Here is a 16,619-nt window from a genome sequence, read left to right as displayed (position 1 = left end):
CAATCGCAATGGATGAAGGTCTACGTTTCGCGATCCGCGAAGGTGGCCGTACAGTTGGTGCTGGTGTTGTAGCTAAAGTTATCGCTTAATCGCGAAATTTTACTGCGAACCTCGCAACTAAAAAGGGAAGCTTCGGCTTCCCTTTTGCTTTTTAATTACAGTTCCGTTTTAGCTCAATAATCTGCTTTAGTTATAAAGATATTATCTATCTTAATTCGTACATCTATCCATAACCTTCATAAAAACAGTTGCTTAATTTCTGCGTTCTTTGTGGTGGTTGACCTAAGTGTTTTTCAGTCCGAATTTGCTGCTTTTTTTATAACTAATCGTTCTGAATAACGTATAAAACTTACTGGTAATAAGAACGATTCTTTTTTATATTTCTAGCAAAGGTCGTTAATAAGGTTGCTGTATGTACGTTTGTTTGTGTCACGGTATTTCTGATAAGAAAATAAAGAAGCTTGCTATTGAGCAAGGTATTACGGATATCCGTGGGATCAGGCAATGCACACCGCTAGGCTCTCAGTGTGGTAAATGTGTACGTCAGGCAAAAGAAATATTAAGTGAAGTTGAGGTTATTCAACTACAACAAGCGAGTTAATGGCGATCAGTTTAGTCGCGATAAAGAACGACTAAATGGTGTGACTTTTTTGACACTCTCTTAATCGGTTCTAAAGTTAAAAGAGCCAAAGAGGAGGGCTTTGTCATGAAAGGCGATCCAATAATAATCCAACATCTCAATAAAATTCTTGGTAATGAGCTGGTTGCGATCAACCAATACTTTTTACATGCTCGCATGTACAAAGATTGGGGGTTAAAGCATCTTGCAGATAAGGAGTATCATGAATCTATTGATGAAATGAAACATGCTGATCACCTAATCGAACGGATTTTGTTTTTGGAAGGCTTACCAAACCTGCAAGATCTCGGTAAGTTGATGATAGGTGAAGATACCAAAGAAATGCTCGAATGCGACCTCAAATTAGAGATGGCAGCGATTCCTGATTTGAAAGACGCAATAGCTTATGCCGAAGATATTCGTGATTATGTGTCCCGTGATCTATTCCTAGACATTCTGGAAGATGAAGAAGAACACGTAGACTGGCTTGAAACACAGCTTGGCTTAATTGAAAAAACGGGTATCGAAAACTATCTTCAAGCTCAATTTGTCGACGAAGACTAGCCCTAAGATGGCTAGTTATCTTCAATTCTTACTAGCCATTTATTCCTCACTTCTTCCCAATAATTTCCCTTGCTAACACTGCTGACATTCTGTACTATTCGTGCTCCTTTATTCTCGGTCAATTATCATTAGTTCCTTGCTTCCTGTGGATGACCGGGCCAACTTTGGAAGCTAATAATCCGTAAGGAGCAATAAATGCGTCATTACGAAATCGTATTCATGGTGCACCCTGATCAAAGTGAGCAAGTTGCTGGCATGATCGAGCGTTACACTGGTTCTATCACTGAAGCTGGCGGTAAAGTACACCGTCTAGAAGATTGGGGTCGTCGTCAAATGGCTTACCCAATCAACAAGCTACACAAAGCTCACTACGTTCTAATGAACGTTGAAGCTGACCAAGCTGTGATTGACGAGTTAGAAACTGCTTTCCGTTTCAACGATGCAGTTCTACGTAACATGATCATGCGTACTAAATCAGCGATCACTGAACCTTCAATCATGCTAAAAGCGAAAGAAGAGCGTGCTCCTCGTCGCGAACAGTTTGAAGACCGTTCAGAAGAAGCTTCTGAGTAATTGAATTTATGACCAATCGAATGGAGTTGAGTGGCTTAGTCGCTAAACCTCCGATTCGAAGCCAAAGTCCATCGGGTGTTGAACACTGTCATTTTTGGCTAGAGCATCGCTCTACGGTGGTTGAAGCTGACTTCCCGCGACAAGTTTATTGTCGAATCCCGGTGGTAGTGAGTGGGCAGAGGTCAAAAATCTTAACTCAAGACTTAGTACAAGGCAGTAGTATTCAGGTAAGTGGCTTTGTTGCTTATCAAACCGGCCGAAATGGTTTGGGGAAATTAGTACTACACGCCGACAACATTATTCAAATTTAGATCAGGAGATAGCCCATGGCTCGTTTCTTCCGTCGTCGTAAATTCTGCCGTTTTACTGCAGAAGGCGTACAAGAGATTGACTACAAAGATGTAGCAACTCTTAAAAACTACATCACTGAAGCTGGCAAAATCGTACCTAGTCGTATCACTGGTACTAGCGCTAAATACCAGCGTCAGCTAGCTCGCGCAATCAAACGTGCTCGCTACCTAGCTATTCTGCCATACACTGACAAACATCAGTAATCGGCACCGTTTATTAGAAAGAGGATTAAGCAATGCAAGTTATTCTACTTGATAAAATCGGTAACCTAGGTGGTCTTGGCGATACTGTAAACGTTAAATCTGGTTACGCTCGTAACTTCCTTATCCCTCAAGGTAAGGCTGTTATGGCAACTAAAGCTAACGTTGAAATGTTTGAAGGCCGTCGTGCTGAGCTAGAAGCTAAAGTTGCTGAGCAACTAGCTGCTGCTCAAGCTCGTGCTGACCAAGTTAACGCACTAGAAGCTGTTGTTATCGCTTCTAAAGCTGGTGACGAAGGTAAACTATTCGGTTCTATCGGTACTCGCGATATCGCTGACGCTATTACAGCGGCTGGCGTTGCAGTAACTAAGAGCGAAGTTCGTCTACCTGAAGGCGCTCTACGTAACACTGGTGAGTTCGAAATCAGCGTTCAACTTCACTCTGAAGTTTTTGCTGAAGTTAAACTACAAGTTGTTGCTGAGTAATTCAGTTTACGCAAGTTTAAAAACACCAGCCTCGGCTGGTGTTTTTTTATGTCTAAAACTCACGATGTTCTAGAAAATAAACAGTAAGTTGATTGAAAAGATACTGTCTGCTTTGCTTAAACCTTCTGGCACCTTGTCGTGATATTGACGAGACTGACTAAGCTTCAATGCAATGTCATCAGTGATATTGTTGGTAATGCTGATATCACTGTCCCACATGGTGTTACTTTTACCTGTGATGTGAGTGATGTCGATACCGAACTTCAAGTTATCCAGTACTTGCCAGTTACCACGAACGTTAGTACGGAATATCGGTTCCTGAACCACATCAGGAAATACAATGTCATCGTCATCTATTTCGTCTAAGTTTGGTTCCTGATATCGATAACCCGGCCCTAGCTCTACTTCAAGTAGCAAGTCTTCACTGTTTGCAATCTGATAACCCAAACCACCAGAAATTGTGTAATCTTTAAAATAAGCAGTGTACTGTGAATCCATACCTTTAAAGCTACTATACAGATAGGTATCTGTGCCTAGCTTATAGTCACTTTGCAAAGAATAGGTAGATTGTTTTTTTGTCTCTTTGCCGTTTTTTTCTAGACGATAGAATTTCCAGTCGCCAGTAGTCCTATAGCGGCCTGAGGTATATTCCGATTTTAGACGTGAATTCAGAGCTTTAGATGTGGTGTTGCCTGAGTGTGCTTGATAGCCAAACTCAACTTGGGTATCCCATGGAGAGGGCATTTCAATGTCCTTATCTTTGTTCGCATCTTCCGTTGCATAAGCTGCATTGAACGCTAGCAAGCTAATACTGAGAAGCCACAGTTTGGACACAGAGTACCTCGGTGAATCATGATAGGCCGCAAATCATAAATGCAGCTGATGGTTCTTTAGTCAGATTAACGTTAATTCTGCACCAAAGGATATAGAAAGTAGAGGGTTGGCTGTGAGATTAGGAAAAATCTTCTAATAGAAGATGGTATTTGCCCAATTACTAGCAGGAAGTTGTAGCCTTTATTGAATATTACAGCAAGACAAATGCCATCACTGTTTTTGTTTTTATGCGCATTTCTCCACGCTCTCGCATATTGAAGGGACTTGGGTATAATAAACGGCAATTTAGGGTATAGCTCTAAGGCAATTTACCTCTTAAGGCCAAATCCGGCCCCAGAATTATTGAGTAAGATAATGGCAGAACCCCGTACAGAGAATCGATATCGTAAAACTGCAGATGCACAAGTTGATGCTATCAAAGTTCCACCTCATTCATTGGAAGCTGAACAATCGGTTATCGGTGGTCTGCTTTTGGATAATGAACGTTGGGATACCGTTTCTGAGCGTGTTGTGTCATCTGACTTTTACAGCCGCCCGCATCGACATATTTTTGAAGCAGTAAAATCCATTCTTGAGGCCAGTAAACCTCTCGATCTGATTACGCTTTCTGAATACTTAGAGCAGCGTGAGCAACTTGAAGATGTTGGTGGTTTTGCTTACTTAGCCGATCTTGCTAAGAATACTCCAAGTGCGGCAAACATTAATGCGTACGCTGAAATCGTGGCGGAACGTGCTTTGGTTCGTAGTCTGATTGGCGTTGCCAATGAGATTGCGGATGCAGGTTATGATCCTCAGGGTCGCAGTTCAGAAGATCTACTGGACTTAGCAGAAAGTAAAGTTTTCGCGATTGCTGAAGCGCGCACCAATGAAAATGAAGGCCCTCAGAACGTCGATAACATTCTTGAGAAGACGCTTGAACGAATTGAGCTGCTATATAAGAGCCCACAAGATGGTGTAACAGGTGTGAACACCGGCTTTTCCGATCTAAACAAGAAGACGGCGGGTCTTCAAGGTTCAGATTTAGTAATTGTCGCGGCTCGTCCATCGATGGGTAAAACGACCTTTGCGATGAACTTATGTGAAAATGCAGCGATGGAGCAAGACAAGCCTGTTTTGATCTTCTCCCTAGAGATGCCAGCCGAACAGATTATGATGCGTATGCTAGCGTCTCTTTCTCGCGTTGACCAAACCAAAATTCGTACAGGTCAACTGGATGATGAGGATTGGGCGCGTATTTCTTCGACCATGGGTATTTTGATGGAGAAGAAAAACATGTACATCGATGATAGCTCCGGCCTGACACCAACGGAAGTTCGTTCTCGTGCAAGACGTATTGCCCGTGAGCGTGGTGGGTTATCACTTATCATGGTCGACTACCTGCAGTTAATGCGTGTACCTGCTTTGTCTGATAACCGTACTTTAGAAATCGCGGAAATTTCGCGCTCACTGAAAGCGTTGGCTAAAGAGCTGAACGTTCCTGTGGTGGCACTTTCTCAGCTTAACCGCTCTCTTGAGCAACGTGCTGATAAGCGTCCGGTTAACTCGGACTTACGTGAATCGGGCTCTATCGAGCAGGATGCGGACTTAATCATGTTCATTTATCGTGATGAGGTTTACCACCCGGATAGTGCTTTGAAAGGTACGGCTGAAATTATTATTGGTAAACAGCGTAACGGCCCTATCGGTTCGGTACGTCTGACATTCCAAGGTCAGTATTCGCGATTTGATAACTATGCGGGACCTGCATTCGATTTCGATAACGAATAATCATCATCATGCCTGTTTGAAACTCTAGGGGCGTTGGTTGCACTTATTCTCCCCAATCAAATAGTTATCACTTATTGGCAATAGAAAACAGCAGGCTAATCAACCTGCTGTTTTTTGTTTATTCGCCCTGAATAGTAGCTATTACTCTTCTTTTTCCACCGTGGTTACGATGTTCTCCAAGATAGATTCCCTGCCAAGTTCCTAATGCCAGTCGTCCATTTGAAATTGGGATTGTGATGCTTGAACCCAGTAGTGAAGCTTTAATATGTGCTGGCATATCATCATCCCCTTCATATGTGTGAATGTAGTAGGGGGCTCTTTCTGGAACAAAATGATTAAAGTGCTGTTCCATGTCGGAACGTACGGTTGGATCTGCATTTTCGTTGATGGTTAAGCTCGCAGAGGTGTGCTGAATGAACAGATGCACTATGCCAACTGAAATTTTCTTCAGATCGGGTAACTGACGTTCAACTTCGTCGGTTATTAAATGAAAACCTCTAGGGTATGAAGGCAAATGAATATGAGTTTGTGTCCACATTTCTGAGTTCCATAATCTAATTGGCAAACAGATAGTTTAGCGTTATGGTGAGCGCCTTACGATAATAATTATGGCGTTAGCGGCGGCCCTTTACTGACTTAACTCAAAGCGAGTGATTAAAGGTTGAGTCATAATTATGTACTGAAAATTAATTACATTTTTTGCTACTCTTGTTGGTAGCATTTTTACTTTTATTTTTATTAATCGGGGGTCGAACAATCATCTGTGCTTCATCGATGAAGAGAAGCTAAGATTGTTTGAACAAAACCTACAGTCATATCGGGATAGATACCATGTTGAAAAACATCAATCCAACTCAAACTGAAGCTTGGAAAGCTCTGACTGCGCATTTTGAGTCAGTGCAAGGCATGAACCTTAAATCTTTGTTCGCAGAAGATAGTGAGCGTTTCGCTAAGTATTCAGCAAAATTTGGTAGCGACATTCTTGTCGACTATTCAAAGAACCTTGTAAACGAAGATACAATGAAACACCTGTTTGCATTAGCTGAAGAAACTGACGTAAAAGGCGCGATTCAAGCGATGTTCAGTGGTGAAGCTATTAACCAAACTGAAGGCCGTGCAGTACTTCACACTGCTTTACGTAACCGTAGCAACAAGCCAGTTTTGGCTTACGGTAAAGATGTAATTCCAGAAGTGAATGCTGTGCTTGAAAAGATGAAAGCTTTCTCTGAGCGCGTTATTGGTGGCGAATGGAAAGGTTACACAGGTAAGGCAATTACTGATGTTGTTAACATCGGTATCGGTGGTTCAGACTTAGGTCCATACATGGTGACTGAAGCTCTAACGCCATACAAAAACCATCTGACTATGCATTTTGTTTCTAACGTTGACGGTACTCATATCGCTGAAACGTTGAAAAAAGTGAACCCAGAAACAACGCTATTCCTAGTTGCATCTAAGACTTTCACTACTCAAGAGACGATGACTAACGCGCACTCTGCTCGTGATTGGTTCTTGAAATCGGCAGGTGATGAAGCTCATGTAGCTAAGCACTTTGCGGCTCTTTCTACTAACGCTGGCGCTGTTTCAGAGTTTGGTATTGATACTGACAACATGTTTGGTTTCTGGGACTGGGTTGGTGGCCGTTACTCACTATGGTCTGCTATCGGTCTGTCTATTATTCTTTCAATCGGTTACGAGAACTTTGTTGAGCTTTTAACTGGTGCTCACGAAATGGATAACCACTTCGTTGAAACCTCATTTGAAAGCAACATTCCAGTGATCTTGGCGTTGATTGGCATTTGGTACAACAACTTCCACGGCGCGGAATCAGAAGCGATTCTTCCATACGATCAATACATGCACCGTTTTGCTGCTTACTTCCAACAAGGTAACATGGAGTCAAACGGTAAATACACAGATCGTGACGGTAACCCAGTCACTTACCAAACTGGCCCAATTATTTGGGGTGAGCCTGGTACTAACGGTCAACACGCTTTCTATCAGTTGATCCACCAAGGCACTAAGATGATCCCTTGTGACTTCATTGCTCCAGCAGTGACTCACAACCCAACCAGCGATCATCACCAAAAACTGATGTCTAACTTCTTCGCTCAAACTGAAGCGCTAGCGTTTGGTAAATCGGCTGAAACTGTAAAAGCTGAGCTTGAGAAATCTGGTATGAATGCAGAAGAAGTAGCGAAGCTTGTTCCTTTCAAAGTATTCGAAGGTAACCGCCCAACCAACTCTATTCTGGTTAAGCAAATTACACCTCGTTCACTAGGTAACCTGATTGCAATGTACGAACATAAAATCTTCGTTCAAGGCATCATCTGGAACATCTTTACATTTGACCAATGGGGTGTAGAACTTGGTAAGCAACTCGCAAACCAAATCCTGCCTGAGTTGGCTGATGCATCTGAAATCACTTCACATGACAGCTCAACTAACGGTCTGATTAACGCATTCAAAGCACTGCGTAGCTAAGTTTGGCTAGAGCCCGTGTTTTACATGGGCTTTAGAATGCAAAAAGGCTGATGTATTTTACATCAGCCTTTTTTCGTTCAATGGAACGGGATGTTGAGTGCTCGCTACTCGAAACAGATTTCGATGAAAGCATTACCCCATTGTGAAGAGAACGGCATGATAATGATCGAGCCTTCACATTTGTGACGAATCGTATGCCCTTTACCAGAAACAACCACTGGTGTTGCCATATCGAAATCAAAGCCGCTTTCAGCCAGAATTCGTTTAGCGCCACCTGTGACCATGTTGGTAATTTCACCAACCATGTCGGTAACTTCTTCATTTAGGCCATTTGGCCTCTCGCCCAACATATTCTGCATGATTTCTAATGCTAGGTTTTCATCAAATGTAATAGACATTGAGCCACGCGTTTGACTGCCGACCATGCCAATTAATCCGGAGACATCTCCACGGGCAATCTCATCTTTCTTTAGACGAGGCTTCTGAGGCTTCAATTCTAAAGAAGCCATCGTTTTTAAAACGTTCATTAAAGACGCTAGAAACGGGTTTACAAATTCAGCGCGCATAACCTTCTTCTATCTGAATCAAAAAATTATTTCGAGGAACAGGTTTTACAGACACCGTGTGATTCGATCACTTGGTTGCTAATGGTAAAACCGTGTTGCTCAGCATTCTTCGCCAGCTGGGCAATCAGATTATCATCTTGTAGTTCTACGACATTACCACACTGGTCACAAATTAATAGTTGTGAAAAATGCTTATGTGCATTGCAAGAACAGCAAGAAATAAAACTGTTTGTGGATTCCACTCTATGGATAAAGCCTTGCTCCATTAAGAAGTCCAACGCTCGATAGACCGTTGGTGGCTTAGCCTGAGGTTCACTCTTTTTTAAATCGTCTAGTAGCTCATAGGCACTTGACGCTTTTTCACTTGCACAAATAAGCTCAAATACACGCTTACGTTGAGAGGTCAGCCTGACTCCTCGAGCTGCACAAATTTCTTCTACTTGCTTAGTTAGCTTAGTGTCCAATTCTATCACCATAATCTTTGGACTTTAGTAATGATATACCATTTATTAGTGAATAAAGCGCATTCTTAAAATAATGACGCTCGAAGAACATGGCGTATCGATAAAAGCCAATTAGCGGTAACTTACCTTATATCGCCAAAAAACGATACTCTATAACAACTGTTCGTTGATCTCGTTTGCACTTTTTAGACGATACATCGAGAGTGTTAGCCAGCTTTTTTATGAATTTCTCAGCTCTGTGTGTATAATCGCCGCTCTCTGAAATGTAAAGCGAAGGAACCATTTTGCACGCTATCTTCAGTCATCAATGTAAGCGTATAAATTCGTTCTATTTTTGACTGGACTAGCAGCTAACCTCTGCTAGCGAAGTATTTCATCACGGTATCTGAACTCGATATAAATCATGACTATTGCTAAAGACACTTCAAAATATAAAGCTAACCGCCTTTCAGTCGCTCCAATGCTCGATTGGACGGATCGCCATTGTCGTTACTTCCATCGTTTAATGACATCGCAAACTCTGTTGTATACCGAAATGGTGACTACCGGTGCGATTATTCACGGGAAAGGTGATTTTCTTGCGTATAACCAAGAAGAACATCCAGTGGCGTTGCAACTTGGTGGTTCAAACCCCGTTGATCTTGCGCATTGTGCAAAGCTGGCTCAAGAGCGTGGTTATGATGAAATCAACCTCAATGTAGGGTGTCCGTCAGACCGTGTTCAGAATGGTCGCTTTGGTGCGTGCTTAATGGCGGAGCCTCAGTTGGTTGCAGATTGTGTTGCAGCGATGAAAGAGGTTGTTGATGTACCTGTGACGGTAAAAACACGTATTGGCATTGATGATCAAGATTCGTATGAGTTTCTGGCAGATTTCATCTCTATAGTGTCAGAGAAAGGTGGCTGTGAGCAGTTTACGATTCATGCTCGTAAAGCTTGGCTGAGTGGATTGAGTCCGAAAGAGAACCGCGAAATTCCACCGTTGGATTACAACCGCGCATATCAAATCAAGAAAGATTTCTCTCACTTAAACATCGCTATCAATGGCGGTGTGAAAAGTCTGGAAGAAGCGAAACTGCATTTAGCTCATTTAGACGGTGTAATGATTGGCCGCGAAGCGTACCAAAGTCCTTATATTCTGGCTGAAGTTGATCAACAGATATTCGGTTTAGATGCACCTGTTAAGAAACGTTCTGAAGTGATTTTTGAAATGTTCCCATACATTGAGCAGCAATTATCACAAGGCGCTTATCTTGGTCACATTACTCGCCACATGCTTGGTATGTTCCAAAGTATGCCGGGTGCGCGTCAATGGCGCCGTCACATTAGTGAAAATGCACACAAGGCAGGAGCCGGTATTGAAGTTGTTGAAGCCGCTTTAGCCAAAATTCCATATCAAGATTTGGGTGTGTAAATTTCACCACTAGTTAGTGAGTTTTACCTCTGAATTTTATTGAGAAGCCAACGGTTTTTGATGTGTTGGCTTTTTTATTATTTAAATTCAGTTAATTACAACTGTTGTAAACTTGGAATGAATACTGCTAATACTTCTGCAGCATGATGAAAAAAGCATAGCTAAAAGGAGAGTGAATGATGTTCGAGATTATCTTTATATTGGTTTTTGTGGCGACATTGCTGGTGACAGGACTAACTCTTATGAGTGTGTTTGCCGCGATTGGCCTGTCTTTATTAGTGATGCTGGTGCTCGGTATGTTTGGCATGGCGATTAAACTGCTACCTTGGATATTGGCGATTGCAGTGATTGTGTGGATTTTTCGTCAGGGAGATAAAGCGCCACGTTAATTCTTACGAATATGAGTTTTCCCGCATAGGTAATATGCTAGTATCACGTTTATTCGTTAGTGAAAATTTTTGGAGCAAACATAGGATGAACAAACCTATCGTAGCCGTATTTACTTCTCTACTCATGATAGGCTCGGCTCCTGTTTGGTGTGCCAACTCGCCTGTTGGGGTGAACGTTGCCGCTGATATGTGGTTACCAAGTACTAAAATTGATAATACACGTCGTGATGATGCGAACTCTCCTGTCTTGAATTTAGCATTCGAGCATCAGTTACCGTATTTACCTAATGTTAGTGTTCGGTATACCAATCTGGATGCTGATTATGCTTCTTACGATAAATTCGACTACACCTTCTATTACAATATTTTAGAGCGTGATTTGATGACGTTCGATGCGGGTATTTCTATGACCCAGTATGCGAACAGTGAATATAAAGCAAGAGATGGACAGAAGTACTCGTTCGATGATCTGACTTTCAACTGGTACGCACATGCTGAAATCTCCGTACCGGAAACCAATTTTGACATCATTGGTCAGTTCGAATTTGGTGAAAGTGATGGCATAAAAAGTTCGGATGTGATCGCTGGGGTTCAGTATGTTGTGCCTTTAGCTGAGGGCGATCTCTCTTTCCGCGGTGGCTATCGAGTTATTGACCTTGAATTCACCGATTTAGCGACAGCTTCTCCTGACAACAAAATGTCTTATGTGTTTGCAGACGGTTGGTTCCTAGGCGCTCAGTTTAAGTTTTAGTCCTGATTCAAAGCAAAAAGCCACGCACGCCGTGGCTTTTTTACATCTAGCAGCTAGAAAATATTTCTCATAGTTATTTAGTACTTCATCATAATTGAGCCATGCTTATTAGGTGGACTTAGCTAGGTGAGAGTATAGGGAATGACAATCGCGGAACTGAGAAACTTGTATCGAGAGAAGATGCTGGTGGAGGCGATCATAGAGCCTTCCGCTCACGAAGGCTCGTGGATAGTGGAATTTCGCCATCAAGCGGGTGGTTTTGTTCTACTGACGAACGCCAGCGGTGAAGAGTGCCACTATGCAGATTTGGACCTGGCATCGAAATCAGCGATGGCGGTAGGTTTTAAACAAGTCAGGGTGGAATCAACCAGAGATTAAGTTTTTAACCTTCTTACTTCCAAAAAGTTATAAAACATTCTCTTCTATTCTTTCTTGTTATTAAGGAGAGTGGTTAATCTATCGTCACGCAATGAATAAGGAAGTCGTGACAATGTCTTCAGGAAATACCATACCAAAAGAGCTGGTTAGTTTAACTGGCCCGCTAAACGACTCGCAGTTAAATCAGCTGCAACAAACGGTTTCACAACTTTCACCTCAGCAACTAGCGTGGGTGAGCGGTTATTTTTGGGGTTTAAGTCAATCTCAATCAGTGACAACGAACTCACCTCTTACTCAGCCATCAGCATTTGCTGTTGCTAAACCAGATAGCCAGTTAACCATCATCTATGCTTCGCAAACGGGTAATGCAAAAGGCGTTGCAGAAGCGCTTGAGCATGAGGCGCAAGCTGCTGGTGTTGCAGTTCGCCTATTTGACGCCAGTGATTACAAAGGCAAAGACTTAGCCAAAGAGACGCACGTTATTTTCGTCGCTTCAACCAACGGTGAAGGTGAAGCGCCAGATAATGCTCTCGAGTTGCATGAATTTCTGCAATCAAAGAAAGCACCTAAGCTGCCGAATTTGGAATATGGCGTAATTGGTTTGGGTGACTCCAGCTATGAGTTTTTCTGCCAGACGGGTAAAGACTTCGATGCATTCCTAGAAAAGTTAGGCGCGAAACGTTTTATCGACCGAGTTGACTGTGACGTTGATTACGATCAGCCTGCAGCAGAGTGGCGTGCTAAAGTCATTGAAGTTGTCAAAGAATCGTTGGCAAGTAGCCAAGCTGAAGTAGTGCAACTGCCAGTCGGTCAGACGTCAGTTTCTCACTCTCAATACACAAAACAAAATCCGTATACAGCAACCTTACTGACTAGCCAAAAAATCACAGGTCGCGATTCAGGAAAAGACGTTCGTCATATCGAAATTGATTTAGAAGGCTCAGGTTTGACTTATCAACCGGGCGACGCTCTAGGTGTTTGGTATGAGAACAGTTCTGAACTGGCAAGCGCTGTAGCAGGAGCGGTAGGCTTGTCAGGCGTTGAAAGTGTGGATGTTGATGGAGAAAGTCTTTCTATTCATAGCGCTCTGGTCAGTAAATATGAAATCACTGCAGCAAATCCTCAGTTCATCACTAAGTTTGCTGAGCTATCGGGCAGTGAAAAGCTACAAGCTCTGGTCGCAGACAAAGATAAACTTCGTGAGTACTCATCAAACACTCAAATTCTTGATGTATTGAAAGAGAAGCAAACCAAGCTGTCAGCTGAAGAGCTAGTTTCTTTGCTACGTCGTTTAACGCCTCGTCTTTATTCTATTGCATCCAGTCAGTTCGAAGTGGATGACGAAGTGCATTTAACTGTTGGTATCGTTGAATACGAACAAGGTGAAGACGTTCGCCAAGGTGGAGCTTCTAGCTTCTTAGGTCGTAGACTGGAAGAGGGCGATGAAGTCAAAATCTTCATCGAACACAATAACAACTTCAAACTGCCACAGGATGACTCTACACCGATCATCATGGTTGGTCCGGGCACTGGCATTGCTCCATTCCGCAGCTTTGTTCAAGAGCGTGAAAACCGTGGAGCAGAAGGTAAGAACTGGTTGTTCTTCGGTGACCGTACTTTCACTCAAGATTTCTTGTATCAAGTAGAGTGGCAGAAATATCTGAAGTCAGGTGCTTTGAGTCGTTTGGATGTGGCGTTTAGCCGAGACCAACATGAAAAAGTATATGTTCAGCACCGTATTCTTGAGCAAGCAGAACAGGTCTGGCAGTGGCTGCAAGAAGGCGCGTATATCTATATCTGTGGCGATGCGACTCGTATGGCGAAAGATGTCCATGAAGCACTCGTTATTGTTGCTGATCAGCAAGGTGGCCTGACTCGTGAAAAGGCAGAAGAGTATTTAAATGAACTTCGCAAAGCGAAACGTTACCAAAGGGATGTTTACTAATGAGCACTAAGATTGACACTAAAAATAGTAACAATGGTAGCCAAGAAGTATTGGGTGAAGTGCTTGGCCCTCTGTCGGATAACGAACGTTTAAAAAGAGAAAGTAATTTCCTACGTGGAACGATCGAGCAAGATCTGCAAGATCGTATCACTGGCGGATTCACAGCAGACAACTTCCAGCTCATCCGTTTCCACGGTATGTATCAACAAGACGACCGTGATATTCGCAACGAACGAACTAAGCAAAAGCTGGAACCATTACATAATGTGATGCTTCGAGCTCGTATGCCTGGCGGGATTATCCAACCTAAGCAATGGCTAGCTATCGACAAGTTCGCCACTGAACACACTATGTATGGAAGTATTCGTTTGACGACTCGCCAGACTTTCCAGTTCCATGGTGTATTAAAACCAAATATTAAGCTAATGCATCAGACTCTCAATAGTATTGGTATTGATTCAATTGCTACCGCGGGCGACGTAAACCGAAACGTATTATGTACGTCTAACCCAGTGGAGTCTGAGTTACATCAAGAAGCTTATGAGTGGGCGGCAAAAATCAGTGAACATTTACTACCAAAAACTCGTGCTTATGCGGAAATTTGGTTAGATGGTGAGAAAGTAGAAACAACTGATGAAGAACCTATTCTAGGAAGCACTTATCTTCCTCGTAAGTTCAAAACAACGGTTGTTATTCCACCTCATAATGACATCGACGTGCATGCTAACGATCTTAGCTTTGTTGCGATTGCGGACAACGGCAAGCTGGTGGGCTTCAATGTGCTGGTGGGCGGTGGTCTAGCCATGACTCATGGTGATACGTCTACTTATCCTCGTCATGCAGATGACTTAGGTTATATTCCAGCAGAAAAAACATTAGACGTAGCTGCGGCTGTGGTAACAACGCAGCGTGATTGGGGTAACCGTTCAAACCGTAAGAATGCGAAAACCAAATACACATTAGATCGTGTGGGTGTTGATGTATTTAAAGCAGAAGTAGAGAAGCGTGCAGGAATTCAGTTTGAGGCAAGCCGTCCTTATGAGTTCACTGAGCGTGGTGACCGTATTGGTTGGGTAGAAGGTATCGATGGCAAATTCCATCTCTCTCTATTTATAGAGAATGGCCGTTTACTTGATTATCCGGGTAAACCTCTAAAAACGGGCGTTGCTGAAATTGCCAAGATTCACCAAGGTGACTTCCGCATGACTGCTAACCAGAACTTAATTGTTGCGGGTGTTCCGGCAGATCAAAAAGAACTGATTGAGAAGATTGCGCGTGAACATGGTTTGATGGATGACTCTGTCAGCGAACAGCGTAAGAACTCAATGGCGTGTGTGGCGTTTCCAACCTGTCCGTTAGCCATGGCGGAAGCTGAACGCTTCCTTCCTTCTTTTGTTACTGATGTGGAAGGTATTCTCGAAAAACACAACTTACCAAAAGAAGAGAACATTATCTTACGTGTAACTGGTTGCCCTAATGGTTGTGGCCGAGCAATGTTGGCAGAACTTGGTTTAGTCGGTAAAGCACCTGGGCGCTATAACTTGCATCTTGGTGGTAATAAGGCAGGTACGCGAATTCCTAAGATGTATAAAGAGAACATCACTGAGCAACAGATCTTAGAAGAGATCGATCAGCTAGTGGAGCGCTGGTCGAAAGAGCGTGAAGCGGGTGAAGGCTTTGGCGATTTCACGGTCCGATCTGGAATCATTCAAGAGGTCATTGTATCTAAGAGGGACTTTTATGCTTGATACTGTCTCTGTGCCTGATTTGTCAGAACTGCTCGCTCTGACAAAAGTGGAACAAACACTTCGTCTTGCAGAAGTTAATGCTTATCTCGAAAGCTTAACCGCTCAAGAACGTGTGGAATGGGCATTCGAAAACTTACCGGGCACTTATGCAGTATCTTCAAGTTTCGGTATTCAAGCAGCATTAATGTTACATCTTGTATCGAGCATTAAAGCTGATGTGCCTGTAGTCTTGACGGATACAGGCTACTTGTTCCCTGAAACCTATCAGTTTATTGATGAGTTAACTCAGCGTTTGAATCTGAATTTGCAAATCTATAAGTCTGAACTTACACCAGCATGGCAAGAAGCGCGTTTTGGTAAACTTTGGGAGCAGGGTGTAGAGGGTATCGAACAATACAACCGTCTTAATAAAGTAGAGCCAATGCGTAAAGCTTTAGAAGAACTGTCTGTTGGAGTTTGGTTTTCAGGTTTGCGCCGAGAGCAATCTCAATCTAGAGCAACGTTGCCTATATTAGCAGTTCAAAATGGCGTGTTTAAGTTTCTCCCTGTTATCGATTGGACGAATAAAGATGTCCACTATTACCTAAAAGATAATGACCTTCCATATCATCCTCTTTGGGAACAAGGTTACCTATCGGTTGGTGATACACACACAACTCGTAAATGGGAGCCTGGAATGGCAGAAGAGGAAACTCGTTTCTTCGGCTTGAAGCGAGAATGTGGTCTTCATGAAGATAACAACTAAGAAAACGTCCGTTTTAGTTAGTTAATTTTCTATCTACCAATAAAAAAGCTGCAATTGCAGCTTTTTTATAAGACAGGTCATCGACTGGGTAAACAACAAAAAGGATAACTCTGTGGATAACCTGTAATCAAGTTTTGGGTAAAGTTGGATAAATAGGACTTTGGCGATGTTTTCTCCGGTTAAGCATTATTTTTGTATTTTTTGCAAAATAACACTTGCCAGTGTGAGAAGGATCTCTATAATGCGACCTCACTGACACGGCAGACGTCGCAAGGCTTCAGCAGGTGTTGGTAGAGGATAAGACTTCTAAAAAAGAAAATTGAAAAAGTGTTTGACACTGACAGT

20 protein-coding genes are annotated in these 16,619 nt (G+C 42.7%); 16 read left to right on the top strand and 4 right to left on the bottom strand.

Going from position 1 to position 16,619, the window contains the following annotated elements; all coding sequences use genetic code 11:
- From ACRQQK_RS14010 to rplI, 7 genes are all read left to right on the top strand, one after another.
- Window positions 1–89 (top strand): EF-Tu C-terminal domain-related protein (locus ACRQQK_RS14010; RefSeq protein WP_457512415.1); only part of this gene is annotated, 89 nt, incomplete at its 5' end.
- 323 nt (window positions 90–412) lie between these two features.
- Window positions 413–601 carry a (2Fe-2S)-binding protein gene (locus ACRQQK_RS14005; protein WP_042490272.1) on the top strand — a complete coding sequence of 63 codons (189 nt, stop codon included), beginning with the start codon at window positions 413–415 and terminating at the stop codon, window positions 599–601.
- Window positions 602–706: 105 nt separating this feature from the next.
- Entirely contained in the window at window positions 707–1,183 is a 477-nt protein-coding gene (bfr, locus tag ACRQQK_RS14000) for a bacterioferritin (RefSeq protein WP_042490273.1), read from the top strand.
- Window positions 1,184–1,378: 195 nt separating this feature from the next.
- Window positions 1,379–1,756, top strand: coding sequence for a 30S ribosomal protein S6 (gene rpsF / locus ACRQQK_RS13995; protein ID WP_457512412.1), 378 nt, complete (start codon window positions 1,379–1,381; stop codon window positions 1,754–1,756).
- Between the two features lie 8 nt (window positions 1,757–1,764).
- Entirely contained in the window at window positions 1,765–2,067 is a 303-nt protein-coding gene (gene priB, locus ACRQQK_RS13990) for a primosomal replication protein N (RefSeq protein ID WP_457512410.1), read from the top strand.
- 15 nt (window positions 2,068–2,082) lie between these two features.
- Complete coding sequence (rpsR, locus tag ACRQQK_RS13985; protein ID WP_042490278.1) at window positions 2,083–2,310, top strand: 30S ribosomal protein S18; 228 nt, start codon at window positions 2,083–2,085, stop codon at window positions 2,308–2,310.
- Window positions 2,311–2,342: 32 nt separating this feature from the next.
- Window positions 2,343–2,792, top strand: a complete 450-nt coding sequence (rplI, locus tag ACRQQK_RS13980; protein WP_042490280.1) for a 50S ribosomal protein L9 — start codon at window positions 2,343–2,345, stop codon at window positions 2,790–2,792.
- A gap of 69 nt (window positions 2,793–2,861) precedes the next feature.
- On the opposite strand, the gene ACRQQK_RS13975 is transcribed toward rplI, so the two are convergent.
- A complete protein-coding gene (locus tag ACRQQK_RS13975; RefSeq protein ID WP_457512407.1) occupies window positions 2,862–3,626 on the bottom strand; it encodes a DUF481 domain-containing protein in 765 nt (254 codons plus the stop codon).
- Window positions 3,627–3,980: 354 nt separating this feature from the next.
- Here ACRQQK_RS13975 and ACRQQK_RS13970 point away from each other — a divergent pair, with 354 nt between their 5' ends.
- A complete protein-coding gene (locus ACRQQK_RS13970) occupies window positions 3,981–5,393 on the top strand; it encodes a replicative DNA helicase (RefSeq protein WP_457512405.1) in 1,413 nt (470 codons plus the stop codon).
- 118 nt (window positions 5,394–5,511) lie between these two features.
- Here ACRQQK_RS13970 and ACRQQK_RS13965 read toward each other — a convergent pair whose 3' ends face one another.
- Window positions 5,512–5,931, bottom strand: a complete 420-nt coding sequence (locus ACRQQK_RS13965) for a secondary thiamine-phosphate synthase enzyme YjbQ (RefSeq protein ID WP_457512403.1) — start codon at window positions 5,929–5,931, stop codon at window positions 5,512–5,514.
- A 293-nt stretch (window positions 5,932–6,224) separates the two neighbouring features.
- Here ACRQQK_RS13965 and pgi point away from each other — a divergent pair, with 293 nt between their 5' ends.
- Window positions 6,225–7,877: a glucose-6-phosphate isomerase gene (pgi, locus tag ACRQQK_RS13960; RefSeq protein WP_457512401.1), complete on the top strand. Its 1,653-nt coding sequence runs from the start codon at window positions 6,225–6,227 to the stop codon at window positions 7,875–7,877.
- 104 nt (window positions 7,878–7,981) lie between these two features.
- On the opposite strand, the gene ACRQQK_RS13955 is transcribed toward pgi, so the two are convergent.
- Both ACRQQK_RS13955 and zur read right to left on the bottom strand, forming a co-directional pair.
- Complete coding sequence (locus ACRQQK_RS13955) at window positions 7,982–8,443, bottom strand: chemotaxis protein CheX (RefSeq protein WP_042490288.1); 462 nt, start codon at window positions 8,441–8,443, stop codon at window positions 7,982–7,984.
- A gap of 26 nt (window positions 8,444–8,469) precedes the next feature.
- A complete protein-coding gene (zur, locus tag ACRQQK_RS13950; protein ID WP_042490291.1) occupies window positions 8,470–8,919 on the bottom strand; it encodes a zinc uptake transcriptional repressor Zur in 450 nt (149 codons plus the stop codon).
- 391 nt (window positions 8,920–9,310) lie between these two features.
- Between zur and dusA the strand changes: the two genes are divergently transcribed.
- The 7 genes from dusA (at window position 9,311) to ACRQQK_RS13915 (ending at window position 16,274) form a co-directional block, all read left to right on the top strand.
- Entirely contained in the window at window positions 9,311–10,318 is a 1,008-nt protein-coding gene (gene dusA, locus ACRQQK_RS13945; RefSeq protein WP_457512398.1) for a tRNA dihydrouridine(20/20a) synthase DusA, read from the top strand.
- 179 nt (window positions 10,319–10,497) lie between these two features.
- On the top strand, window positions 10,498–10,707 hold the full coding sequence (pspG, locus tag ACRQQK_RS13940; protein ID WP_042490308.1) for an envelope stress response protein PspG: 210 nt from the start codon (window positions 10,498–10,500) through the stop codon (window positions 10,705–10,707).
- An 85-nt stretch (window positions 10,708–10,792) separates the two neighbouring features.
- The gene (locus tag ACRQQK_RS13935; RefSeq protein WP_457512396.1) at window positions 10,793–11,458 is read left to right on the top strand and encodes a TIGR04219 family outer membrane beta-barrel protein; all 666 of its coding nucleotides are present in this window, start codon (window positions 10,793–10,795) and stop codon (window positions 11,456–11,458) included.
- A 141-nt stretch (window positions 11,459–11,599) separates the two neighbouring features.
- Entirely contained in the window at window positions 11,600–11,836 is a 237-nt protein-coding gene (locus ACRQQK_RS13930; protein ID WP_042490298.1) for a hypothetical protein, read from the top strand.
- A gap of 112 nt (window positions 11,837–11,948) precedes the next feature.
- Window positions 11,949–13,781 carry an assimilatory sulfite reductase (NADPH) flavoprotein subunit gene (locus ACRQQK_RS13925; RefSeq protein ID WP_457512394.1) on the top strand — a complete coding sequence of 611 codons (1,833 nt, stop codon included), beginning with the start codon at window positions 11,949–11,951 and terminating at the stop codon, window positions 13,779–13,781.
- The gene (cysI, locus tag ACRQQK_RS13920) at window positions 13,781–15,529 is read left to right on the top strand and encodes an assimilatory sulfite reductase (NADPH) hemoprotein subunit (RefSeq protein ID WP_457512392.1); all 1,749 of its coding nucleotides are present in this window, start codon (window positions 13,781–13,783) and stop codon (window positions 15,527–15,529) included. Before ACRQQK_RS13925 ends, cysI begins: the two co-directional genes overlap by 1 nt.
- Window positions 15,522–16,274: a phosphoadenylyl-sulfate reductase gene (locus tag ACRQQK_RS13915; protein WP_457512390.1), complete on the top strand. Its 753-nt coding sequence runs from the start codon at window positions 15,522–15,524 to the stop codon at window positions 16,272–16,274. Before cysI ends, ACRQQK_RS13915 begins: the two co-directional genes overlap by 8 nt.
- Window positions 16,275–16,619 lie beyond the last annotated feature (345 nt).

Source organism: Vibrio sp. C8, assembly GCF_054051265.1.
Note: the sequence above shows the minus strand (reverse complement) of the source record. Positions and strands in the feature narration are given on the sequence as shown.